Source organism: Pedobacter sp. SYP-B3415 (genome assembly GCF_004138205.1).
Taxonomy (GTDB): Bacteria; Bacteroidota; Bacteroidia; order Sphingobacteriales; family Sphingobacteriaceae; genus Pedobacter.
Window position 1 is genome coordinate 16,215 of sequence record NZ_RXNQ01000010.1, and the last position, 24,996, is coordinate 41,210.

The 24,996-nt window shown below is 49.5% G+C and carries 21 protein-coding genes; 3 read left to right on the forward strand and 18 right to left on the reverse strand.

The genetic code is table 11. The features are described 5' to 3' along the window. Positions 1-7 precede the first annotated feature (7 nt). The 13 genes from EJV45_RS05755 to EJV45_RS05815 all read right to left on the reverse strand — a co-directional run bounded on the left by EJV45_RS05755 (position 8) and on the right by EJV45_RS05815 (position 19,114). Positions 8-979, reverse strand: coding sequence for a DUF6268 family outer membrane beta-barrel protein (locus EJV45_RS05755; RefSeq protein WP_129714713.1), 972 nt, complete (start codon positions 977-979; stop codon positions 8-10). Between the two features lie 137 nt (positions 980-1,116). Continuing rightward, positions 1,117-2,511, reverse strand: a complete 1,395-nt coding sequence (locus EJV45_RS05760) for a sialate O-acetylesterase (RefSeq protein WP_129714714.1) — start codon at positions 2,509-2,511, stop codon at positions 1,117-1,119. Continuing rightward, a complete protein-coding gene (locus EJV45_RS05765) occupies positions 2,508-3,749 on the reverse strand; it encodes an MFS transporter (protein ID WP_129714715.1) in 1,242 nt (413 codons plus the stop codon). The genes EJV45_RS05760 and EJV45_RS05765 overlap by 4 nt, the downstream gene beginning before the upstream one ends. After that, positions 3,749-4,861: a galactose oxidase gene (locus tag EJV45_RS05770; protein WP_129714716.1), complete on the reverse strand. Its 1,113-nt coding sequence runs from the start codon at positions 4,859-4,861 to the stop codon at positions 3,749-3,751. Before EJV45_RS05770 ends, EJV45_RS05765 begins: the two co-directional genes overlap by 1 nt. 2 nt (positions 4,862-4,863) lie before the next feature. Beyond that, on the reverse strand, positions 4,864-6,366 hold the full coding sequence (locus EJV45_RS05775; protein WP_165304996.1) for a PKD domain-containing protein: 1,503 nt from the start codon (positions 6,364-6,366) through the stop codon (positions 4,864-4,866). After that, positions 6,356-7,297: a dihydrodipicolinate synthase family protein gene (locus tag EJV45_RS05780; RefSeq protein ID WP_129714718.1), complete on the reverse strand. Its 942-nt coding sequence runs from the start codon at positions 7,295-7,297 to the stop codon at positions 6,356-6,358. Before EJV45_RS05780 ends, EJV45_RS05775 begins: the two co-directional genes overlap by 11 nt. A gap of 20 nt (positions 7,298-7,317) precedes the next feature. Further along, entirely contained in the window at positions 7,318-8,970 is a 1,653-nt protein-coding gene (locus EJV45_RS05785) for a sialidase family protein (protein WP_129714719.1), read from the reverse strand. A gap of 11 nt (positions 8,971-8,981) precedes the next feature. Next, positions 8,982-10,166: an exo-alpha-sialidase gene (locus EJV45_RS05790; protein WP_129714720.1), complete on the reverse strand. Its 1,185-nt coding sequence runs from the start codon at positions 10,164-10,166 to the stop codon at positions 8,982-8,984. Then, positions 10,156-11,595 (reverse strand): RagB/SusD family nutrient uptake outer membrane protein, encoded by a 1,440-nt coding sequence (locus EJV45_RS05795; RefSeq protein ID WP_129714721.1) that lies wholly within the window; start codon positions 11,593-11,595, stop codon positions 10,156-10,158. Before EJV45_RS05795 ends, EJV45_RS05790 begins: the two co-directional genes overlap by 11 nt. 11 nt (positions 11,596-11,606) lie before the next feature. Continuing rightward, a complete protein-coding gene (locus EJV45_RS05800; protein ID WP_129714722.1) occupies positions 11,607-14,846 on the reverse strand; it encodes a SusC/RagA family TonB-linked outer membrane protein in 3,240 nt (1,079 codons plus the stop codon). Positions 14,847-15,008: 162 nt separating this feature from the next. Beyond that, positions 15,009-15,695, reverse strand: coding sequence for a FadR/GntR family transcriptional regulator (locus EJV45_RS05805; protein ID WP_129714723.1), 687 nt, complete (start codon positions 15,693-15,695; stop codon positions 15,009-15,011). 87 nt (positions 15,696-15,782) lie between these two features. Further along, positions 15,783-18,455, reverse strand: coding sequence for a glycoside hydrolase family 78 protein (locus tag EJV45_RS05810; RefSeq protein ID WP_129714724.1), 2,673 nt, complete (start codon positions 18,453-18,455; stop codon positions 15,783-15,785). 95 nt (positions 18,456-18,550) lie between these two features. After that, the gene (locus EJV45_RS05815; protein WP_129714725.1) at positions 18,551-19,114 is read right to left on the reverse strand and encodes a hypothetical protein; all 564 of its coding nucleotides are present in this window, start codon (positions 19,112-19,114) and stop codon (positions 18,551-18,553) included. A 713-nt stretch (positions 19,115-19,827) separates the two neighbouring features. On the opposite strand from EJV45_RS05815, the gene EJV45_RS05820 reads away from it, so the two are divergent. After that, a complete protein-coding gene (locus tag EJV45_RS05820; protein WP_129714726.1) occupies positions 19,828-20,115 on the forward strand; it encodes a hypothetical protein in 288 nt (95 codons plus the stop codon). A gap of 12 nt (positions 20,116-20,127) precedes the next feature. Continuing rightward, entirely contained in the window at positions 20,128-20,301 is a 174-nt protein-coding gene (locus EJV45_RS05825) for a YtxH domain-containing protein (RefSeq protein WP_129714727.1), read from the forward strand. 55 nt (positions 20,302-20,356) lie between these two features. Here the strand turns inward: EJV45_RS05825 and EJV45_RS05830 are convergent, their stop codons facing one another. Next, on the reverse strand, positions 20,357-20,815 hold the full coding sequence (locus EJV45_RS05830; RefSeq protein WP_129714728.1) for a carboxymuconolactone decarboxylase family protein: 459 nt from the start codon (positions 20,813-20,815) through the stop codon (positions 20,357-20,359). 66 nt (positions 20,816-20,881) lie between these two features. Further along, a complete protein-coding gene (locus EJV45_RS05835) occupies positions 20,882-21,751 on the reverse strand; it encodes a sigma-70 family RNA polymerase sigma factor (protein ID WP_129714729.1) in 870 nt (289 codons plus the stop codon). Between the two features lie 80 nt (positions 21,752-21,831). Here EJV45_RS05835 and EJV45_RS19455 point away from each other — a divergent pair, with 80 nt between their 5' ends. Then, complete coding sequence (locus tag EJV45_RS19455; protein ID WP_165304997.1) at positions 21,832-22,002, forward strand: hypothetical protein; 171 nt, start codon at positions 21,832-21,834, stop codon at positions 22,000-22,002. A 1-nt stretch (position 22,003) separates the two neighbouring features. Here EJV45_RS19455 and EJV45_RS05840 read toward each other — a convergent pair whose 3' ends face one another. From EJV45_RS05840 to EJV45_RS05850, 3 genes are all read right to left on the reverse strand, one after another. Beyond that, positions 22,004-22,354, reverse strand: coding sequence for a nuclear transport factor 2 family protein (locus EJV45_RS05840; RefSeq protein WP_129714730.1), 351 nt, complete (start codon positions 22,352-22,354; stop codon positions 22,004-22,006). A gap of 47 nt (positions 22,355-22,401) precedes the next feature. Beyond that, on the reverse strand, positions 22,402-23,574 hold the full coding sequence (locus tag EJV45_RS05845; RefSeq protein ID WP_129714731.1) for a glycoside hydrolase family 88 protein: 1,173 nt from the start codon (positions 23,572-23,574) through the stop codon (positions 22,402-22,404). Positions 23,575-23,728: 154 nt separating this feature from the next. Next, positions 23,729-24,991, reverse strand: a complete 1,263-nt coding sequence (locus tag EJV45_RS05850; RefSeq protein WP_129714732.1) for a YeiH family protein — start codon at positions 24,989-24,991, stop codon at positions 23,729-23,731. Positions 24,992-24,996: the final 5 nt, after the last annotated feature.

The window sequence follows — 24,996 nt, forward strand, 5'->3', positions numbered from 1 at the left end:
TTGATAATTATTTTTTAAGACGATAACTCAGCCCGGCGCTGACATAAAAGTTTGAAGAAAACTGGTGTGGTGGGTTTGACCGGAACATATTCCGTATTCCGCGGCCGCCGTAGGTGTAACTGCGCACAGGCATAATCCCGCCGGCCATCATAAAATCCAGGCGTTTGCCTTTGATCTTCGCTTCCAGTCCGATGGGGAGTTCCCAGTACATCAGGGCCGATTTTGCTGGGTTCAGCCGGTTTTCCGCATCATAGTTTATATTTTTTGGCCGGAACGCGGCTTTTAATTCGAAAGCCTTAGACACACCATAAGCGACGCTTACCTCAGTTGGCACATTAACCAGTACCCTGAACCTGCCCGTTGTTTGCCAATTGAAGAGTAAGCCCGGCATCACCATCGGCGTACTTAATACATTGTAGGCGAATGCACCGAATCCGAGCGTCAGATTTGGATTAAAATGTTTCATAAAGATGAAACCCGCGTTGATAAATAGGTCGTTTGTAGAGATATGCACCAGGTCACTATTCAATCCGACCGAGAAAAGGTTCATCATGGCCCATTTGCGTTTTAAGCTATGGTAGTGGATAACGCCAAGTTCACTGTAAAGCAAACGGTCTGGCAGTACCTGTACCGGATAATCACGGTTTTTAAGCATTGTATAATTTCCGTTGATCATTCCCATCCAGCTGCGAACCTTTCCTGTTGCCGTATCGACCCGGGCGGAAAGCGAAAAGCTGTACCCCAGTCCAATGCGTTGCTGAACGGTGGAAGAGTTGGTTCTGGTCGTATCCTCCGGCCTGATATGGTAAGAGCGCGGCACATAGATCGCATCAAGATTAAGGGTGTTGGGCTGACCAAACTGCGCGCTGGCTGTGGTAACCTGGCAGCAGATAAGGGCCACCTGCGCACAGAGAAGGCAGAGAAGCCGGTTCAAAAGTTTGTTTACTGATGATAATTTTCGGGGCTGATAAAAGCTCATTTTTTGTTTGTTTATTCCTGATACACGGAATCCGGACCGCACCCTTAGCGCAGTCCAAAAAAAATCAGCATAAAAGCAAAAAGCCCCGGCTGCTAAGCAACCGGGGCGTAACCAACTATCAACTAACGCCAGTTTTTTTACCAGGTATCGGTTCGGAAGGGCGCAGCAGGCAGACCTGCTGTACTGTATAAGTTTCCGCTTTGCGTATCTTTAAACGCGTAACGTACGGCCACTGGCTCCTGAACACGGTCGCTTTGCACCAGAACAGTTTTTCCGCTGATCCGCGCTTCCGCGGGATAAAATTTCCTGTCGGGACCAGCCAGTTCGAACGATAAGAGCGGCTGATCATAAGCGGTCAACCCCAGGTCAACGTGGTCAAACCCAATGACCGCTGTATTTCCTCTGGAAGAAAAACTTTTGTAAACTGGCCCCTGATACGCAACTCCGGTTCTGCCATAGGTGCGCGCGAGTGCCCAATAGCCCAGCCTCTTTGCAATTAAGGTTTTATCGGGCGGATGTATGGTAGTCATACTGCCGGCGTCGACACTAACTGCCATTCCTGAATTGGGAATCAGGCTCATGGCGCGTTGCTGCGCTTCGTAAAGGAGCGGGATATTCGCCTGACTGTCCTTATATCTGTTCGGCGCGATCTGCACATAATAGAAAGGCCATTCACCACAATTCCAAGCCTTTCGCCATAAAGCCACCATGGCAGCCATTTTGCGGTCGTATGTCTCCGGATTTACCCGGTTATTTTCACCCTGGTACCAGATCACACCTTTGATACGGAAACCGGCTATGGGATTGATCATAGCATTGTACAATACACCCGGATGATTTTTGAAAATCTTCGCAGTATCAGCCGGAATTTTATAGTCGCTGAACGGACTCAGTGCCTCCCTGTTCATCCAGGCTTCGATATCCGTGCCGCCAAAGGCACTGCTCACGATACCCACGGGGACACCAAGCGCCCGCTGTAACATACGGGCAAACTGGTAGCCAACGGCGCTGAATTCGCTCACCGTTGCAGCGGTAGCAGTTTCCCATTTCGCATCCAGTTCTGTAACAGGTGTTTTTGACATGTTTTTTGCTACCCGGAACAGTCTTAAACCAGGTTCTTCCGCCATTGCAACCAGGTCATTCGAGCCAAGAACAGGCTGATTAGCGAACCCTTTCACCGGCATTTCCATGTTCGACTGGCCCGAGCACAGCCAAACCTCTCCGATTAAAATGTCTTCAAGAATGTGCCTTTCCCCGTCAGTGAAGATCATTCTGTAAGGTCCGCCAGCGGCAGGGGTCGTTATTTTCAGGGTGAAGTTCCCGTCAGCTGACGACTTTACCCGATATTTTTTCCCATCCCAGCTGGTTTGGAGGCTCAGGCCGGCGCCGGCACGGCATTTTCCCCATACCGACACCTCAGCGCGCTGCTGCAACACCATGTGGCTGCCAAATATAGCCGGCAACCTGACCTTTGCATAACCATCAGTTAAGCAGCTGAGCGCTATAACCAGGCAAAAAAGAAATCTTTTCATTGACTGTTAATACTTTTTTTGATTTTAACGGCAAATAACGACAATGTAGCAAGCAGCATGGCCACGGCAGAAACCTGGTAAATCACAGACAGATCAATCTGCGCATCTTTCAGGGCACCACCTACGTACACCATCAGTCCGCCTATTATGGTACTTAAAAAATTCAGAAACCCGTAACCTGTAGCCACATAACGACCATCTGCAACCTGTCTGAGTATGGGCATCAAGTTAGCATCATTGAACCCCCTGGCAAGCCCAAAGAACAGCATCGCAACAATGGCTATGGCGAAGACGCCTGTAGAAGCCATAAGATAGAGAAATGGCGCACCGATGAGGAAACCGATGATAACCATATATAGGCGCCCCCGCGGATTGATTGCCGTCCACCTGTCGGCAATAAAACCACCAAGCAGCACGCCTGCAAAAGAACCGACCTGAATATAACCGGTGGCCGAGATGCCGGCTTCACCCAGATCGAGGGAGAAATGTTCCTTCAGGAAGGTAGGCAGCCAACCGTACACAAGCCAGTTCACCATGCCGAGCACGGCAAAATAAAGCAGGAGAATATAAAATGAGCGTGCCGAAAACAAATTGCTCAATGCTCCGCTTACACTGACCGGCTGGGCAGAGTGCTGCTCTTCCTCGCCCCCGGTGTTTCGGTTATCTTTGAGAAAGTAGGCCAGAATGAGCGCATACACAATCCCGATCGCACCAAAAAGATGAAAGCCGGCCCGCCAGCCATAGGCTTCGGCGATATAGCCTCCAAGTCCGCCAAGTGCCAAACCGGCGTAAAGGCCCGTCATATGCAGACCTGTAGCTAACGAGCGCGTCCTGCCGCGGTGATAGTCTGTAATCAGCGCCAGCGCCGCCGGGATATAACAGGCTTCGCTAACGCCCATCAGCAAACGTGCTGTAAGCATTTCTCCGAATGAGGTCGCATAACCGGTCCACAGGGTTACGGCCGACCAGATGAACACGCTGAATACAATTACCTGCTTTCGGGAATAGCGGTCTGCAAAATAACCTCCAAAGGGGCTCAGGAAACCGTAGGACCATAGAAAGACGGATGTGAGCAGACCGAATTGAGCATCAGTCAGGCCGAAGTCTGCAACGATCGGGTCCCGCATGGATGTAATGAGAATGCGGTCCAGGTAATTCAGGAAAGCAACGATCCACAGCAGACCGACGACAAGCCAGGCATAGGGATTAAGTTTAGCAGATAAGGTTTTATTTTCCATCAATTTTCGTTTGAAGGTATGGCCATCAGTACGCTGGAGGTGCGCACCGCCGGACGGATCTCACCGCCGGGGAGAACAATGCCCTTGTTCCATACAGCCAGTGTGGTCGTGACGGGGGTCCAGGTGCTGTTGCCCGGTTTGCTCACCGCATCCGGGCGTTTATTTACCGGAACTTTTCCTGCAGAATCCCACCTGTTTTCTGCTGTCTTAAAGGAAAGTATGATATTTGAAAATCCGGGATGCGCATCTTTGAGCTCCGCCGCGCATGGAGCAAGGGTGCCGTCATCTCCGCCGAAGATCAGAATTTCCTGATTTTCGCCGGTATAGGCAGGTGAAGCTGCCGCCGCCACAGGAGATGGCAGATCGGCAAGCTTTTCCCAACCCTTTTTTTCACTGTAAGCATAGGCATCTTTCAGATAGCGGCGGTTGCCGTCTACCAGTTCGACACCGCTGAAAAGATAGAACAGATCGTCCTTCGCTGCTGCCACGGCGAGCATACGTGCGGGCCCCGGCCATGCCGGTAACCTCTTCCATTCTTTTTTAGCCGCAGCCATATCGAGCATCAAAAATACTTGCTCAGCGGTTTTCGAATCGGGAGCAGCGATCCCGCCGGCAACATAGATGCGGTTGCCGCACCGAGCAGCGCATGTATTGGCAAGGGGCTGTGGCAAATCTGGCAACGTAGTGGTGCTGATCTTCCCGTCCTGGTAATCCAGCCGGAACACAGCGGCAGAGTGACCTGTTTCGTTGCTTCCGCCGATCAGAATCAGTTGATCATCCCATTGAACAGAGGCCCCATAACCAAGCCTCGAAGGCAATTTTCCAATGGCTTTGAAACTTCCTTCAGGCCGGTCCAGCACATAAATTGCGTCGGTCCATGCTTTCACACCGCCGCTCCAGGGAGCGCGGCCGTCAGGAAAGTTTGCCCCGCCGGCTACCAGCAGTGCGCCTCCTGCAACGCCGGCAAACGATCCGGCGAAGCCGACCGGATCAGGGATGGGTGCCAGATTTTTCCAGGACAGCTTTTCAGCCGTGTTTTTTTGCCGGGCACAGCCGGTATCGAATGTTAAAAGCATAATCAGCAGCAGTATATACGAACAGTGCCTGTTCATTCCTAAAGGTTTTTTAATGTATTGATTTCAGTCTGAGACAGGGCCTTTTTATAAATGATGAGATCATCGATCTGACCGACAAACTGTCTGCTGTATCCGCCGGTCCCCTCCTGCATACCAACCTTGAAGGCTCCGGTATTTGAAGTGTTTTTCACACCTGTAGCCGTCGCTTCGCGGATTTTCACCCCATCGATATAAATAGCGGTAAGGGTTCCCGAACGCACACAGACAATGTGATGCCATACACCGTCATTGGTGGCAGCAACATTGCCGTTTGCCGCCCTGGTCAGGTTGATTACTGATCCGTTGAGAGCATCTTCAGTTGCAAAGGATGTTAAATTCGTGGCTGAACCGAGCAAACGAAGCCAGGTTTGGTTATCACCTGAACCCTTACCACCACTCTCCTGCCACACCATGCCACTTGTTGTGGTGGTGGTTTTAATCCAGCAGGAAACCGAATAGTCGCCGGTACCAAAGTTCATAGCATCGTTGTCAGGCACAACAAAACCGCCGCTGCTTGTAAAGGTTGCTGTTCGGCCCGGTGCCAGGGTGCGGTCCGCATCAGTGAATGCTACCTGTCCAACCGCTGTAGACACGAGTTTTGACGGGCCGGCGTCGTTGATGCTGCCGTCTAACGGATAAAACGCTGTCAGACCATTGGCGGGCACCACCAGAATGTAGCCGTCTTTTTCTACGGTTGATGAACGCGTGGCATTCGCAGCCACAAGTTTGACCCTGTACCTGCCCGGAGACGGATAGGTTACCCTTGGATGCTGCGCGGTAGAGCTGCTTACAGAAGCTCCTTCAAAAGTCCAGTTCCAGCTCGTAACCGTTCCGATCGACTTATCGTTAAACTGGATGCTTCCGCCTGAATAGGTACCTGTCTGATCGCTGTCAAACGCTGCTTCTACAGAGGTGATATCTACCACTGTCAGCAGATTTTCGCGCACCACAGTTTGGGCACCCTTCGGATTGCTGGCCGTGAGCTTAACGGTATATACCCCGGGCGTACTGAACTTGACGACAGGGTTTTGCTGGTCTGAAGTAAGGACAACGTTTCCGGACCGGAATTCCCAGGCCCATTTGTTAGGCATACCTGAACTTTTATCGGTGAAGGTAACACTTTCTTCCTGTTTGATTGTCGTAGCGCTCTGACTGAAATCTGCAGCGATATCACGATAACTCACCGTAATGTAGCCGGTTTTTTTCTCAACCGCCGCGCCCGCAGCATTCCTGATTTCAAGCGTTACGGCGTAAGTCCCGGGTTGGCTGTACGTCACGACCGGCCCTGACAGATCAGACCTGGCCGGCGTTCCACCTTCAAACTCCCAGTTCCAGGATGATGGCTGCCCTGTAGATAAGTCAGTAAAGGTCAGGCTTTCGCCGGCAAGAATTTCCTGTTTGCTTACACTGAATGCCGGCTTAAGGGATTCCATTTCATCTTTTTTGCACGCCGCAAGAATCAGCAGCAGCCAGGCGAAAGAAATTAAGAGCTTAGTTTTCATGTCCTGAATGTATGAGGTGATAATTCTGATTGACTGCCGCAAAGAAACCATCGTTCGCGAGGAACGAGATCAGGTCTTCTGCCTGGGCATTTGTTAGGGACACCAAGGGAAGACGGCAGGTGCCGAGATCGAAACCAATGTGTTTCATAATAGCGCGCTGGGCCGGGATCGGCGGAAATTTAACAAGGTTGCGAACCATATTCACCGCATGCAGCTGCATGGCTGCCGCTTCTTCTGCGCGCCCTTCAGCGAATAGTTTCATGACCTGCAGATATACGGGCGCAGCGAAATTGTACGTGCTACCGATGGCACCTTTTGCGCCAACGGCCAGTGCAGGGAGCAACAGCTCGTCATAGCCGAAAAGAACATCGAAACGTCCGCCATCGTAATTCAGACAGGCTTGGTACTCGTGCAGCGTCGCTGCCGTATATTTGATACCGGCAAGGTTCGGGATCCTGGCACCTGCCTGGGCAAGGAACTCGACCATATCGATCGCAACCCCCGTCAAGGCGGGTATATGATAGTAGTAAAATGGCGTATCCGGCGCTGCCGAGGCGATTTCAGCCATACAATCGACCATATTTTCAACACCTGAAGGCTTAAAATAGAATGCGGAAACCGCCGAAATGGCATCTGCACCGATCCGTTGTGCATGTGCAGCGAGCCTGCGGCTTTCAGCAATTGAGCTGTGCCCTACATGCACCAGAACCAGCAGGCGTCCGGCGGCATCCGTTACATATGCCTCGGCAACCGACATGCGTTCTTCAACCGTCAGGTTCGGCCCTTCGCCATTTGTTCCGCATATAAATACGCCCGATAACCCGTCGCCAATCATCTTCTCCACCACTGACGGGATCAAGGCATTGTTCAATGATCCGTCTGTATGATAAGCCGCAAATGTTGCAGCTATTAGTCCTGTTATTTTATTCATTTTCAATTTTGTAGATCATTCTATTTCAGTAGTTCATTCAACTCGATCTGCTGATAAACAAGGTCGGCCTGACTGCTTTCATAGAGCACGCCAATAACACCGGGCGATACGCTTGTCAGGCAACTGTACCCACGGCTTTTTTCCTGGTCGAGCAGGATTTTACGCGGCCAGGTCTTACCGTCATCGGTACTGACTTTGATACTGATATTGTTTCTGGCCACCTTGGAATCGGGATTACAAAAAACAAGTATCGACTTCCTGTTTCCCTTTTCCGTATAATCATGTCTGATAATGCTTGCCATACACGTGGGCTCGATGAGGGCACTGTGAGAGCTTTGATGCTCCGTCCAGCTGGCGCCGAGATTGCTGGTTACAGCGACCGCACGGCCATTCCGGCTGCTTGTGTCTGTGCGGTTGGCATTCGAACGCATATTCAGCATAACCCGGCCATCGCTCAGCTCGACCGCCATATTCTCGGTTGTTGATTCCTGAACCGCAGGTTCGCTCGTTTTCCAGGTTTTGCCTCCATCCTTACTATAAGTTATATTCGAAAAAGCCTTACCGGTGCGGTCCCGCCCCTGTGTCGGAAACACCAGGGTGCCGTCTTTAAGGGTAATACCCTGACCTGGTGCAGGTGCCCACAGCCACCACTCTTCTTTCTTACACATCTTGGTCAGGTTAACCGGCTGAGACCAGGTTTTACCGTTGTCAGTGCTTCTTGTTAGCAAAAATTGTGAGGTTTGTTTTACACCGAATCCTGGCTGGGAACCTTTATCGCGCCACTGATGATTCCAGTCTGTACTTTCCTCATTCAGACCTTCCAGCCATTTGCCTTCCTTATTGATCACACCATGCATCCAGAGGCCCGCAATAAAGATGGTTCCTGTTTTTTGATCGACCAGAATGCAAGCGTCTGATACGCCGTTAAATTTCTGAGGCAGCCCACCCCATTTGCCCATATCAAGTGCGATTTGCATGGGCTGCCAGGTTACGCCTTTATCGAAACTTCTGGATACACCGATATCAATATCACCCTGCAAATCACCGCCCTTGGTTCGGCGAGCGTCATAAACAGCCAGCAGTGTACCATCTTTTGCGGTCGCCAGGCCGGGAATACGGTGTGTATGCACATTTTCCTGGTTATGCCGGCGAACGGCAACCGCCGGGCGATAAACAGACGCCCTACCGGAGGTCTTCACCGTCAGCGTACGGCCTGCTTCAACAGACTTGATATGCACCTGAATCTTTGCTGATAACGGTGTGCCGGGCTGCAGTTGGAGCGTTAACCACAGGTAATTTATTCCTTCAGACAACGGGGTTTTTCCATTGATTGTCAGAATATTACTGCCCTTTACCGGTGATTGACCGAATAATGTGGCTTTCTGTAGCTTCGCCTCAGTAAGCAAGGCAGAATCCTGGCCGGCAAACACCAGGCTGAGGGTTTTAATATGTTTTGCCGAACCGCCCGGCATCTCAACAGTTATCTGAGAAAGGTCAGTTTGTGCCGGTACCGAGACGGCAAGTCTGGCAACAGGATTTTGCTCACGGTCAACTAACAATGGAAGCTGAAAAGCCGTCGAGACCGCCTCCTGTGCACCGCCCGTTAGCGGTGCAAGTGCAAGCAGGAAAAGTATCGATGCAAGAAAACGGATATAGCGATTATGATGATTCATGCTGTTTGTGTTTACTTAAATTCCGACATATTGATGTTTTTCCAGGCAATACCGTCTGAAAAACGATTTGTTCCCGCTTCATACAAAAGCCCCAATTCATTGTCTGCAACCATAACAAGATCTGAATAAGCTGACGGTCCGGTATGGATTGCAACAGACTTACTCCAGGTATCGCCCTGGTCAGTGCTCATTTTGACAGTCATGTTAGTGCGGTTTACGCTTGCGGCGTTTGAAAAGAACAGTGTATGCTGTGAACCTACCATGGCCGACAGCAAACTGCCCTGGCAAACCGGATCAAGCAGTGCGGGTGTCGTTTCAGGAACAGACCAGGTCAGACCGCCATCGGAACTGATGCTGCGCATTCTCAGGTTATCGTTATTTGATACGCGCATGTTCAGCATCAGCCGCCCGTCTGCGAGTTCAGCCACAGTACTTTCATTTGGATTGAGATTGATGATCGGCGTAACGCCGCCAAGTTTCCAGGTTTCGCCTTTGTCGTCTGAATAGATAACATGCGAAAAACCCTTTTTGGCACCCCCTACCTGTATGTAGTCGCAGGGAATGACCAGCCTGCCCGCATTCGGACCTTTGCTAAGCTGGATACCATGACAAGGCCCGGTTGCATACCAGCCCCAACCCTGCAGCTTCACGCTCGAGGTTATTTCCTGTGCGGCCGCCCAGGTCTTACCATCATCAGTTGAGCTGGTTTTATATACCCTGCGGGTGTCTTTACTGGTACCATTGCCAATCATGCCAATGTCGTCTGAACCCAGGTTCCAGGTCATGAGGAGATGAATTTTTCCGGTGCTCTCATCAACAACGGGCGCCGGATTTCCGCAGGTGTTTTCCCCATCGCTCCAGATCACGCTAAACGCCGACCAGGTTTTGCCTTTGTCTGAAGAGCGCTTCACGACCAGGTCAATATCGCCCTCATCCCCGCAGTTTACCCGGCGTGCTTCGGCAAAGGCCAGTAGCGTTCCGGCTTTTGTCTTTACCAGGGCAGGTATGCGAAAACAATAGTAGCCTCCTTCCCCGGACTTAAAAATATGATTATATGGAAGATTAACCGGCGGTGGGGTTACCGGCGCTACGGGTTCAGGTATCGGCGCACTTTCTTTGCCGCAGCCGCCAATGATCAGGACGATGGCCAGCACACAGGCATAGCTTATGTTCTTTAAATAAAATCTAATTGCCATAACCTTCTGTCTGTTTAAGATTTGGATTCAGGAATATCTGTGTGTTGGGTATCGGGGAATAAAGCGGAATGTTTTTTCCAACCAGGTTCGGCACCTCGCTGTAGGCATTAATTGTACCGCCTGAATGGAAGCGCACAATATCCGGCCAGCGTTTTAATTCCAGCCACAATTCGCGGCCGCGCTCATTGAGAACTTCTCTTTCGAATACCGATTTTTCAAGTGAACCGGTGTATGGACCTATACCGGCACGGATCCGGACCTTATCGAGTTCACTTTTTGCCTCTGGCACCCGATTGAGGGCTGCAAGTGCTTCTGCCTTGAACAGGAACATTTCTGCAGCACGGTAAATAACTGTTTCATTCTCAAAATACCGGTCGTCCGGGTACACAGTTCCGCGAAACTTATTATCGAAGATGCCCATCACATTGCCTGCTGCATCTACCGCTGTAATAAATGAGTTGGCCTTTCTCAAATCGTTGGCAGCAAACAGGTTCATAATCTTCGGACTTGGTGCATAAACACTGCGCGCGCCGTTTCTTGCAAAGGGAACAGCAGCTGCGTTTGTGGCCGATGATACAAATATGTCACGCGGTTTCAATCGGCTTCCGTACTGATCGGACTTTTCATCCCGCAGAAAATAGAGCGAGAAAATGACCTCTGAATTCTTCCGTTGATCTGTGGCATGAACCTTACTGAAATCTGCCAGCAGGCTCACCCCCGCGGCCAGCGCCTGATCGGCCGCCACGATGGCTGCTTCAAAATCCTGTGCGCTGCCGTTTAAGACTTTGGCTTTCCACAAGAGTGCATCGGCCCTGAGGGCATAAGCTGCAGGCTTGCTCGCGCGATTTTTGTTTGGAAATCCCGCTTCAGGAAAAAGTGCAATGGCCTGGTCAATATCACTGAGAATTTGCGTCATAACCTGGGCCGCCGGAGCGCGGGCAGGCAGTTCACGGTCTACCGGTTCTGTCGGTTCGAGAAGTAATGGTACATCGCCCCAGATCCTGATTAACGAAAAGTAAACGTGGGCACGGATGAAATGTGCCTGAGCCATGGCGCGCTTGATGTTTGCGCTGCTGCCGATCAGGGGCGCATTTTTTAGCAACAAGTTGCAATGATGCACCTGGTTGTAAAAATCAATCCAGTTAGGAGCATTGAGTGGCGTAAGGTTTTGTGCCCAGGCATTGCTCACCGCCCCCTCGAGCCCGGCTACGAAAACGTCGCTCCGGTCTTCAAAATGAAGGGTTTGATTCATCAGGTTCCGGTAATCGGAATAAATGCCGGTCATGTAACCGGTCACATCGCCCTCAGCAGTCCAATAAGATTCGTTGGTTAGACTGGAGACGGGTGGCGCATCAAGTATTTTTTTGCAGCCACTGCCCAGCAGGGCAACTGCCAGCAGGCAGGTCCATATATGGTGTCTTTGTGTCATCGTCGTTATTGTTAAAAAGTTACAGTGGCTCCGAAATTGTATTGACGTGGCCTCGGATATGAGCCCTGGTCATTGCCCGTATAAATTTCAGGCATTAGCCCATCGTATTTGGTCAGGTAACCAAGATTGAATACACCCGCAAACAGGTTGATGCCGGCAATATGTGCCTTCTTCAAAAAACCAGCACGAAGTGCATAAGAAAGCGACACTTCGCGGAAAGCCAGGAAATCACCTTTCGAATGGTACAGGGAATTAGCGGTAATGTAACCTGAACCTGATGCAAGTCCGTTTCCGTTGCGCAGGTGGTTCCTGTAGTTGTAGTCAGCATCACTCTGTACGGTATATTTTGGAATACTAGCCAGGTCACCCGGGTTGTTCCAAATCTTATCACCCATCACGTCTTTGAGGGTCATGTTGTTGTTGCGGGCACTTCCCATAGCACGTCCTTTGAAAGAATTGTCGATTACATGGCCAATCGCGAAATCTGCTACGATTCGCATCGACAGGCCTTTGTAGTTAAGGGTATTGACGATTCCGCCCATGCGGTCCGGCCTGATGAAACCCATAAAAACCATGTCGCGGCTGTCTATGATGCCGTTACCGTCGACGTCTTCCCAGATCGCGTCGCCGCCTTTTTTAACCCGGTTATTGGCCTCGACATCTTTTGGCGCATTGGCTGCTTCCGCATCGGTTGCATAGACGCCTATCATATTGTAAGCCCAGCGACCGCCGTAACGTTCGCCTTCGGCTGTACCGCCCACTTTTACGTATGCGTTCAGGTCCTTGTTGTACACCAGGTTACCGCCAATACGATTTTTGATCTCACCGTTATCTGGAAGTTCAAGCGCTACGGAACGGTTCCACGAGAAGGTGAAATTTAGGTCCCATGAAAAGTTTTTGGTTTTTACCGGGTTTGCAGCCAGTTCTATCTCGAACCCGCGTGTACGGATCTGACCAAAGTTGCTTGTTATCGAGCTAAAACCGGTGGTGGCGTCGAGCGGCTTACTAAAAATTCGATCGCGTGTTCGCTTATCGTACCAGTCGAGCAACAGTGTTACCCGGTTCTTGAAAAGACCAATATCCGCGCCGGCATCAAGAGAACTGGTTGTTTCCCAGACCAGGTCTGCATTTGCCAGCCTGGTATTAATGATTCCTACTTCGCCAAGATAAGTGTTGCCGATATTGTATTGCCCACGGGTATCAAAAATTGACAGCTCATTTTGGCCGGCTTCGCCATAACTGCTTCTGAGCTTTAGTGTAGATACATAGGTGCTGAGCGGCTCAAAAAACTTCTCACGGTGAATGTTCCAACCGGCCGACACGCCGGGGAACCAGCCATATTTGTTGCGTTCAGCGAACTTCGATGAGCCGTCATTTCTGAGACTGGCGCTGAAAAGGAATCTGCTGTCGTAATCATAGTTGATACGGCCAAAGAAACTCATCAGAATATCGCTGTTGATCTCCGTACTGCTGCGCTGCGTAAGGATCGATGTCGCATTCACGGTCCGGACATTATCGGTGGGAGAACCGTATCCCGACGCATTAATGACGTAGTTATAGTTATTAATGTAACTGCTGCCGAGAACTGTACTGGTATGATGCTTGTCACCAAAGTTTTTGACATAATTAAACACCCCATCTATCTGACCCGCGCGAACGAACGAATGTTCTGATGAAGCATTTCTGTTTATGTTCACTTCATTATAAGCTTCGAAAGCACTATTGATACCCTCTGTTGTAAACCAGTAGAGCGCTGGTTTGAATGTCAGGCCCGGGATTATTTTCCAGGTTGCGCCAAGACTAAGATTTGTACGGTACACTTTGTTATCGCTGTACTGATCCCGGTAGTATACCTCATGGTTTCGGTTCCGGAAGGATGTCACACCTTCACCCGGCGCCGGCAGACCATTCTCAAAAGTTTCGCGATAAGTAAACGGCATGGTTACTGACCTCGAAAGAACGTTCTGAACGTTCCCGATGCCGTTGCTTTGGCGAAGCAGGTAATTCACATTTGCATTGATATCCCAGCTGTCGCTCAGCTTATAGGTCGCGTTAAGAAGAAAATTGTAATTCTTATAGTCAGTTCCGGCAACAATACCGTTCTGGTTCAGGTGGCCCAGGCTTGCGTAATAGGTAGCCTTTTCAGTACCTCCGCCAATATTGAAGTCATACTCACTGCGCATGGCATCCTGAAAGGAAACATCCTGGTAATTGGTTTCCTTAAAAATCAGCTTTTTGCCTGTAACGGGATCGGTCATCGTGGTCCAGCCCTGGTTGTCGATCAGGTCGCTCACATAATCTTTTCCATAGGCAGAGATATAGGTGTCCAGAAATTCAAGCGTGTTTTTTGTATTCCTGGCATTACCCGTAGACATTCCGTACGTTCCGCCATTCAGAAAAAGTGAAGCATTTGACGTATTAAATTTCTGCGTATTTAAGCGGCTGATGTAAACATATTCTTCAGCGCTTGTGAAGTCATAAGTTTTGCCCTGCCGGTCGAGCCCGCCTGTATACTTAAAATTGATGGTTGGTTTTGCTCCGATCTTGCCCGACTTTGTTTTGATAATAATGACGCCATTCGCTGCGCGCGCTCCATAGATTGCTGTCGAAGCGGCATCTTTAAGCACCTGCATCGATTCAATGTCGTCAGGATTGATGTCGCTGATATTGCGCATAGCGCCGACAATACCATCGACGATAAATAATGGCGCGTCCCCTTCGGGCGATGTTGAGGCACCGCCGCGGATAAAAATCTGCGGGTTGGCCCCCGGCTGGCCACTCGATACCTGTAACGATAAACCTGCGACCTTACCCTGCAGCTGCGTGAGCGGGTTTGCTGCAGGGGAGTTTTGAAATTCTTTTGCATCTACCTTCGTAATAGAATTGGTAAGCGTTGCACGCGATTGCTGGCCATACCCTACTACAACCACTTCATTAAGCTCATTCACTTCTTCATCAAGGACCACATCAATTGTGGCTTTACCGGCAAGTGCCACTTCTTTTGTTTTTACACCGACATAGGTAAAGACAAGTACCGCCTGTAAATCGGGAACACGGATGCTGAATTGCCCGGATCCATCTGTAAGCGTATTTGCCTGACCGTTTTTTAGCTTAACGCCCACTCCCGGCATAACTTCCCGGTCTTTCGAAGATCTGACGGTTCCGGTAACAGTAACAGCGTTTTGCGCAAAACTCTGAAAAGCGACAAGGCAAAACAGCATGATCAGCCAGCTTGTAGAAATTTTGTTCATAATCAAGATATTATATTTGGTTTGTAGTCCTTATGTACTACATATCAAATGTGTGAAGTATTTTTTTAATTAGCAAATCAGAAACAATAATTTTTATGGATGGCGCAAAAATAAAAAAAGGGGCCGCGTGGCCCCTGACTGCAATGTTATGTAATCGTTAAGTTATCTCAACCGGTCAAAATGCGGCTTCAGATGCGCTTCCATGCCTTTTTTAAAATCGTCTTTGCTGCCAGTCTTTAGAATATCGACCAGATCCATGTGCGTAACGTCGCCCCGGGTCGGGTTTGGTTCAACAGAAACTACGTAGTCGAATATGGGCAGCAGCATGATCTGAAAACGCTTTAAGGTATCATTCCCGGACATCTCATACAGTTTGCCATGAAAAGCAATTTCATTTTTTATGCGAAACGAATTGTCAAGGTTAACCTCTTTTTTTGCTATTGCTTCGAGTTCCTGGATATCCCGATCCGTTTTCCTGATGTACAGTAAATCTGCAAGGCCCATTTCTAATACCAGCCTAAGTTCAAAAATGTCTTGCAGCGTAGAATTGTCGATAATAAGTGGATCGAGCACCCGTTCAAAGGTGCCAAGTATATCCGGACGGGCGAGCACCATGCCGCGCTTTTTCTTGGTTTCGATCATCCCGAGCATCCGCAGCCTGCTCAATGCTTCCCGGAGCACGTTCCGGCTCACACCAAGGGCTTCAGCGAGTTCGAGCTCCTTAGGCAATGCATCGCCCGGGCGAAAAGATTTGCGTTTAAGATATTCCCGCAGCCTGAGCTCGACCATGTCTGCCATGGTGTTTGAAACGATCGGTGCCAGATCTTTGCTTAAGTCGGTTGTAGCCATAGTTTAGTGTCGCTCAAAAATGGGATTTTTTTTGATTATGTACTACAAATGAAAATTTATTTCTCCGCTTAGCAGCCAGTTTGCCGGTTATGGGGTTCTGATCTCGAACACATGCTTTCCGGCTGCGACCTCAAAATCAGACAGTACCTGCTTCCGCCCAAGCCAGGCCGACTGGCCGCTTTTCAGCGGAAGAAAAACCGTGGCCGTTGAGTTCGCCGGAACAACGATCGTGTATTCAATCGTATTGCCGCGTCTTTTCCATTCAGAACGGATTGTTCCGCGGGGTCCGTCATGGCTGCCTTCAAAATGGCTTAGCGCAGTCACGAAATTTGGTTTAAAAAGAATGTGTCTGAATCCGGGTCTCGATTCATCTGTGCGTATGCCAGCCAGGCCTTTGAAAAACCAGCCGCCGATCTCACCAAACATCATATGGTTCAAGGATATATCGCGCTCGGCCTGAATGTTCCAGTTTTCATACAGGGTTGTAGCCCCGTTCGCAATCCACCAGCCCCATGAAGGGTACGTATCCTGCGCAGCAAGTTTGTATGCGGTTTCTGCCTCTCCGTTTTCGCTGAGTGCATTGAGGATCGCTTTGGCACCAAGTACACCGACGTCGAGGTGCATGCCGTCTGACGCAACCTTCTCAGCAAGGCGCCTGGCAAGCTTCAGCCGGTAGGCTTCAGGTACGATTCCCCATTGCAAAGCCATGCTCATTTCCGTTTGCGTGCCCGATGCATAACTTATTTCTGCGGGGCGGAAATATTTCTTATTGATTGCCTCGCGGATGTTTTTAGCGAGTGTTTCGTAACGTCGTTGATCTTCGGCTCTGCGAAAGAGTTTTGCCGCTTTCGACAAGATAAGTGCATCAGTATAAAAGTAGACAGATGACGTGTATTCAAGAGACGAACTGGTTTTTACCGGCACCCAGTCGCCACGGCCGAAGCTTGTCAGATAGCCTTTACTGCCCTGCTCTACATAACCAACATATCTTTTTATATGCTCATAGCTGTCGAGCAGCAACTTACTGTCGCCATAAAACTGATAAATATTCCAGGGAATAATGGCGATGGTACTGGTCCAGTCTGTACCATTCGCCGTACCATAGCCCCAGCCGCCCGTTGGAATGATATCCGGCAACACGCCGTTGGGTTGCTGTTCATCACGGTGGTCAGCAAGCCATTTTTCATAAACGGTAATGGCATCGAAATTATACAGACCGGTTTCAATGGCAAAATGCCCATCGCCGGTCCAGCCATTCTTTTCCCGCTGCGGGCAATCGGTCGGGTAACCAAAGAGGTTCGACAGGTATGAATTGTTTGTAGCCCACCACAACCGGTCAATAAGCGGATTGGAAGAACTAATTTTCCCGGTTGCGGCTACATCACTGTGCATAAAAAAACCGGTCAGGCTTTCTTTATCCAGATGCACCGGCTTACTGCTTGTCACTTCCACATATTGAAAACCTTTGTAATTGAAACGCGGCATAAAGGTTTCCGTGCCCCTGCCGGAAAGAGTTATGATATCTGTCTGAAAAGGATCATTCTGATCCCTGGGCCGGTGGTAGACATCGATATTTGACAGGTCTGTATGGCCGTCCGGATAAAGCCGCTCTGCGTGCCGCAGGCGCAGTACAGTACCTGCAGGCCCCTTTAGACTGATCTGGCTTACCCCTGCGATATTGCGGCCAAGATCGTACACATAACAGGTGTCACTAAATTTCCTGACCGATTTCGCCGGTATGCGCTCAACGTTCCTGATCGGCTGCATCACTTGTGCTACGATCTGCGGGGCCGGTGCTGTGCGAAGCTGCGCATTGCTCCATTTAGTATCGTCAAATGTGGCCTTATTCCAACCCGGCTGCTCCTTGCGGAAATCATAATGTTCTGCGGTATAAATACTGTTGAAGGTCAGACCGCCGGAGCCGGTTTTCCAGTCGGTGCCCGAGGTTATGATCTCTGTCGTCCCGTCTGTATAAGTAATGCGCAGATCGAGACAGAATGCCGGCCGGGCACGCCACGGGGCGCGATCGAAGTTCCAAACGCCGATGCTTTGGTGGTTGTACCAGCCATTTCCCAGCAGCACACCGATCGCATTGCTGCCTTGCTGAAGCTGATGCGTTACATCGTGTGTTACATAGAGGATGCGCCTGTCGAAACGTGTGTACATCGGGTCCAGTCTGTGGTTGCTGATTTTATCACCATTCATATACAATTCGTACAGACCCGCTGCAGCTATATAGACCCGCGCCGAACGGATTTTTTTGCCTGCCTGAAATGCCTTCCTGAAATAACCGGCCGGCAGAAAGGTCTCATCATGCCCATCGCTGATCCAGCTGCCGCGCCAGTTGTGTATGCCCATCATTCCGGTTTCAAAGGCATGTATTTTAGAAACCGAGCGCTGCCCTGATCCGTTCCAGAGAACCACCTTCCAGAAATACCGGGTAAACGGTCGCAGTGCGGCACCACTATACGTTACCAGATTATCCGTGCCTGTTACCCGTCCGCTGTTCCATGCAGATGCTTTCCCGCTGAGTACGCCCGTCGAGTCGACGTCTACAAGTACCTGATAGGCCGTCTGCCGGGCGCCTTGAGCGGGATCTTCCATCTGCCATGAAAAACGGGGCTGCACGGCATCAATGCCCAGCGGATGTTCCATATGCTCACAGCGCAGATGTACCGGGTTACTTGCTCCCCTGGTAACTAAAACGATAAACGAGCAAAATAAAAAGACGAATGTAAATCTGAGGGCTATTGATTTCATATGCGCATTAAACCTGCAAAGTGCGATTTTTTCAGCAGAAATTGTTATGTACTGTGCTGGTTTGCGGACCCCGGACGCTGGCTGTCGAATATAAACTAATGGACCCGCAAACTGTCCAGTCTGATTCCATTTGGTATCGCCAATGCGGGAACGTGCCTGTCGTCACGCTCCGGTACCTCGGCATACCAGGCCATAGCTGTTTTGAGATACATGGTACGTGTAACCTTTCCGGAGGCCAGGTCATTATGGAACTGGTGATAATGCCCGTCTGTACACATCAGTGCCCGCCACTGAAGAGGCGGATCGGTTTTCAAATAAGACTTTGCAGCGATCATGTATTCGGTCTGGATCATGCTGGCGGGGAACTGCACAACCAGATCGCTTTCGTTGACAAGCGTTGTAAAATCCGGTGTTGCAAATTCAACATCACTTGTGCCATCATCCAGCAACTCGCCCCAGGCAACCCTGATGGGACTGCCGCGTTTTACTGCCAGGATCAGGTCTTTTTTGCTGCCGTAAACGGGCCGGCCGAGCGAATCGTTTTGATACACCAGTTTCCAGCCACCGGCATCCGGCTTACCCGAGCAGGAAAACTGTAAAAGCGCGCAGGTCAGAAGCGATATACCGCTGACCTTGAGGGAGGATGATAAAAATTTCATATTTTTTTTTTCGACAATCTAACTAATTTCGGCAGAATGCCGGGCATCGAATACGTCAGAAACACTGGATTGCAAATCCGCCAGGAAAATGTCACTTTGGATTTAAAATCCAAAGCAACTGAGCACCGGGTTTCCAACCCGGGCAATATCGTGCGGATAAAATATCCGCTGCTCAGCTCACCCGGATTGCAAAATCCGGTAGGACTCTACGTCGATTTGGATTTTATAATCCAAAGCAACTGAGAACCGGGTTTCCAACCCGGACAAGATCGTGCGGATAAAATATCCGCCGCTCAGCCCACCCGGATTACAAATCCGGGAGGACTCGACGTCGCTTTGGATTTATAATCCAAAGCAACTGAGAACCGGGTTTCCAACCCGGCCCATATCGTGCGGATAAAATATCCGCCGCTCACCCCACCCGGATTGCAAGTCCGGGAGGACTCTACGTCGCTTTGGATTTATAATCCAAAGCAACTGAGCACCGGGTTTCCAACCCGGCCCATATCGTGCGGATAAAATATCCGCCGCTCACCCCCCCCCGAATGACAAATCCGGGAGGACTACGGCGATTTGGATTTATAATCCAAAGCAACTGAGAACCGAGTTTCCAACCCGGACGATATCGTGCGGATAAAATATCCGCCGCTCACCCCCCCGGATTGCAAATCCGGGAAGACTCTACGTCGCTTTGGATTTATAATCCAAAGCAAATGAGCACCGGGTTTGCTAACCCGGCCAATATTATTCGGATAAAAGATCCGCTGCTCAGCCCACCCGGATTGCAAATCCGGGAGGACTACGTCAATTTGGATTTAAAATCCAAAGCAACTGAGCACCGGGTTTCCAACCCGGACAATATCGTGCGGATAAAATATCTGCCTCTCAACTTACCCGGATTACAAATCGGGTCATTGCCTGTAATACGCATTTTAGTTGTAACAACGCGCCTGAATTTTCAAAAAATACAAAACCCTTTCCCGCTCAGCTTGTTGCTATAAAAAAAGAACATTATGGGACTTGTAAGAACAGCATTAATTGGCGCAGCGGTTTATGCCGCAGTAAAATATGTAACGAAAAAAGACGAATTCGGTCGCAGCAAACTTGACGAAATAAAAGACAAAGCGCCTGAATGGATGGAGAAAGCACGTGCTTTCAAAGACGATTACAGAACGGAAATGCGCTAAACCGCACCATCGTCTAAAAAGGAGCAGCCCGACACCCGGGCTGCTCTTTTTTTTATCAGCCATGCGCACCAACCTGGTAACTCCCTGCCTCGCGGCCGGTGGTTCTCACCAGGCGATTCCATGAATTAATCTGCATTACTGCCAGCGTTACAAGAGAGATTTCTTCTTTACTGAAATGCTGTTCAAGTTCTGCATAAACTGGTGATATGTCCGTATGCCCATCCAGCCTGGTCAGGAACTCCGCATGTGCCAGCGCGGCCCGTTCTGCCGGTGTGTAAAATGAGGCTTCGCGCCAGGCGGGCAAAGCTATCAGCCGCTGCATGGTTTCACCTGCACTTACAGCTTCTTTTGAATGCATGTCCAGACAAAAGCCGCAACTGTTCAGTTGGGAAACACGCATGTTGATCAGATTGACCAATGTTTTGCTCAAGCCGCTTTTGTTCAGGAAACTCTGTGTGGCATACAAGGCCTGCATCATACCATCAGGCAATTCATCGTTTTTTATTCTTTCCATTTTTAAATGTTTATATACACGCAGGACTGTAAACAGAGGCCTGATGTGACAAAAAAAAATAAAAAATCAGAAAGAAATTTTCAGCAGCTTATCCGGGTTTCGTATTATATATATCCGGCTGATACGGCCCGCCTCGATGGTAAGGATCTGACATTTGATGAGTTGGCCTTCAGAGAGATATAGCAGTGCAGGTGAACCATTCACAAAAGACGTTCTGAGCTCACAGTGCAGCGCAAACTTTTTGTAGATTCCAAAAAGCAATGCAGTGACGCGGGCCACACCAATCACAGGGTTTAAGGCCGCTGCAGCTTTGCCACCGCCGTCAGAAATAACGATGATATCTTCGAGCAAAAGTTTCTCAAGTGCCGCAGTGTTCCCACTCTGCATGACATCAAGGTAGCGCGACAGAAAAGTGCCCGACGCCATTCTTTCATCCTCGCGCTGCACACTTGCAAGCTGCTTACGCGCCCTGCTGAGCAACTGACGTGACAGGGCAGCATTACAATCCAGCACCGCTGCTATCTCTTCATGACTATATGAAAACGCCTCTTTAAGAATAAAAACTGCCCGTTGCCGCGGATCCAGATGCTCCAGTAAAACCATGAGCGCATATGAAAACTTTTCTTTGCTCAGCAACCGCCTATCTGCTGTATCATCTGCAAACGGTTCGGGCAGCCAGGTACCCGGATAACTTTCGACTCTCTTAATTAAAGCCTTTTTCCGGTCGATCGCCCGGTTGATCACACTCCTGATCAGATAGGCACGGAGGTCGTCTACACCGGTCAGATCCCGATCCAGAAGGTATAGGAACAGGTCCTGAACAACGTCTTCTGCTTCGGCTACCGAGCCGCAGATACCATACGCATATCTGATCAAAACCGGGCGCAGCAGTTCCTGCAAAGGCAAATGATATGGCAGGTCTTTTTTCTCGGGCATTTCGGGCATCTTCAGACCAGGACTTATTTATGCGGCCTTTCAGCTGTATTTTCAGGCATGTTGTTTGCCTATTGTCCGGCATGGCAAAGAAAAAGAAAAAGAGCCGTAAAAACAGGCTCGGCGTAAAAAACTCACTGGTAAACAATATAAATGCCCGGAAGAAAAAGGGCATCAGCCGTTCAAAACGAAAAAAAACGGTTAAACGATCAGACTACAAAAAACTTAAAAAAGGGTGGAAAAAGGATGATTAGATCAGTCCAGAAAAGGTCGCGGATCAAATACAACACGTAAGGACGTCACCTTGCCACCTTCAACACGATACCATCCGGTACCAAAAACGCGTTTTCCGGCCATTTCCAAATTATAAAAGAGGCATACGTCATCGCCATCAGCAAAAACTTTCTCGATCTCATATTTAAGTTTCATCTGCTTCATGTCGCTGAAATAGGCATCTGCTCCATCTCTTTTACCAAGCACACCTTCAAAAGTCAGTTTGTCATCGGCATAACTGCGTGCGCGCTCAAAATCTTCGCTGTTTATAGCCTGTACCAACGCCAGTACAACGGCCCGGGCACGGCCTTCAGAAATTTCGTCAGGATTCATATTAAAAATCTTTGATCACCGTACTAACAGCTGTTCGGGATTTTTGTTCAGCTTTTCTTCAGGCGGATCAGCGCTTCGACAAAATAATAGTCGGCATAACTCAACGGAACATCGACCTCCGACTTGGCTGGAAGATGACCAACGCTATGTTTCAGGAGAAAACCCGCGTTCGTTCCCGGAGCAGCCAGGTAATCATTAGAAGATAAACGCATCAGCATACTGGCAGCGGTTTGTTTGTACCAGGCTGACCGGGCCGGCACGTACCCTGCCAGTTCCAGCAACGCCGAGGCCGTAATCGCTGCAGCAGAGGCATCGCGCAAAGCGTTAGGGATTCCCGGTGCATTAAAGTCCCAATAAGGAACTTTATCAGCAGGAAAATTAGCGTGCTTCAGCATAAAATCTGCTATAGCTTCAGCCTGGGCAAGATACTTTTGATCTTTGGTTTCTCTGAACATAACGGTAAAACCGTATAGCCCCCAGGCCTGGCCCCTGCTCCAGGCAGACTCGTTGGCAGCGCCCTGAGCCGTACGCTTTTGTTTTGGCTGGCCGGTTTTGGCATCATAGTTTATGACATGATATGAGCTGTGATCTGGCCTGAAATGGTGTTTCATCGTCGTATTGGCATGTATCAGCGCGATCTCCCTGAAGCGCGGGTCACCGCTTTCGCGGGATGCCCAGAACAACAACTCCAGATTCATCATGTTATCGATGATGACCAGAAAGTCTGAAGGGTTTTTTGAATCCCAGGACTTGATGCAGCCGATGGTGGGGTTAAAACGGGTTGACAGCGATTTGGCGCTGTTCAGTAAGATCTGTTTGTACGCATCATCCGGATTCAGGCGATTGGCATTTCCGAAGCTGCAGAACATCATGAAACCGAGGTCATGCGTCGCTGTATTGTATTGCTCCTTTTCCAAAGATTTGAGGCGCCTTAGAGCTTCTGATTTTAAAGATCCATCTTTAGTCTGTTCATACAGATATAACAGCGTTCCCGGATAAAAGCCGCTGCACCACCATTCTGAACCGCTGGTCTCAAGCTTCCCATCTGCGGTGGTGCTCTTTGGAAAGCGACCTGCAGGTGTGGTTGCGGCAAGAACTTTATACTGTTCCGCTGCGCGTGATAGAATGTCAGTTGTGTTGATGCCTGACGTGTGGCGACGGCCTGCGCACCCTGCACTAAGCAAAATGCCTAGGGCAGCAATTAAAAGTCTGATTTTCATTATCGGTTATATCTGGTACTCCGTTGGTACGGGATAACTAAGATATGTAATGAAATCGATTTCTAAAAGGCATGGTTTTGCGCTCCGTTAGAACTAAAAAACAGTTCCGATCAATAATGAAATCGATTTCAGAACAGGCCGGTCATCGTTCATCTTAGCTGAATAAAAGAAAGGCCACCACCAACGTAACCACGACATTAAATCCCTGGGCGATCAGGAATGCGTAAAGCGGTTTTCTGCTGTTTTGAGCAAAAAGTTCCCTGAAATTGGTTTCAAGGCCAATGCTGGTAAAGGCCAGCGCAAACCAAAGGCCTTGTAAATTTTTCAGGCTGCCTTTGACCAGGCTATTGGTTTCAGGGCTGATAACAAACGAGAACAATAGAGAGGCCGCCATGAACCCCAGCACGAATTTTGGGAACCGTTCCCAGATGACGCGCAATGTAGGTTTCTCAGTCTGCGCCGCGCCTTCAGCCTGTTTGTTGTAGGTCCAGTAGATGGAAATAGCAAAAGCTGCCAGTCCCAAAAGCACGTTTTGAGAAAATTTCACAATCGTGCTGATTTTCAACGCTTCTTCGCCAACCAGTGTACCAGATGCAACGACTGCTCCCGTCGTATCAATACTGCCGCCAAGCCAGGCACCTGTAACCGCCTGCGGGAAATTGAACCAGGCGGCAACATATGGCATAAAGATCATCATGGGGATGGCAGTAATCAGCACCATACTGATCACATAACTCAACTTCTTTGAATCGCCTTTTATTGCGCCCGAGGTAGCTATAGCCGCAGACACGCCACAAATTGATACCGCGCTGGAAATCATCATGCTCATTTCCTGGTCAACCTTCAGCTTTTTACAGACCCAGAAGGCAAAGTACCAGACAGACAGGACAACCACGAGCGCCTGCAGGAGCCCGAGCGACCCAGCTTTTAATATGTCTGAAAAAATAACGCCGGTTCCTAATAAAACCAGTCCGATTTTTACATACAACTCAGTAGAAAGAGCCGCTTTGAACCAGGCCGGGAGCCGAAACAGATTCCCGATCAGCAAACCGATAACCAGGCTGAAAATAACGGCTTCGAGGTTTAATGCTTTCACACCGCTGTTGCCGCTCAGTATAAGGGCCGCAACAGTTAGCAGGTAAACGAGCGGGAAAGTGCGGAGCGTTCCTCCGATGCCTTTGCCGCAAAGCAAACTACCGGCAAGCGCCAGCGGTAAAACAAATAAAAACTGTATACCGATTGTAGCCAGGTTGGAGGCCGATAATACTTTATTGGTCAGGTCACTGCCATTACTCCAGGAGAATGACGGAACCGCGAGGATCAAACCCCCAACGGATAATGCGATGATGATGGCACCGAGAATAACAACAACCCAATCCTCGTGTACACTAAATAGTTTTTTTTCTTTTGTCTGCATGTGCT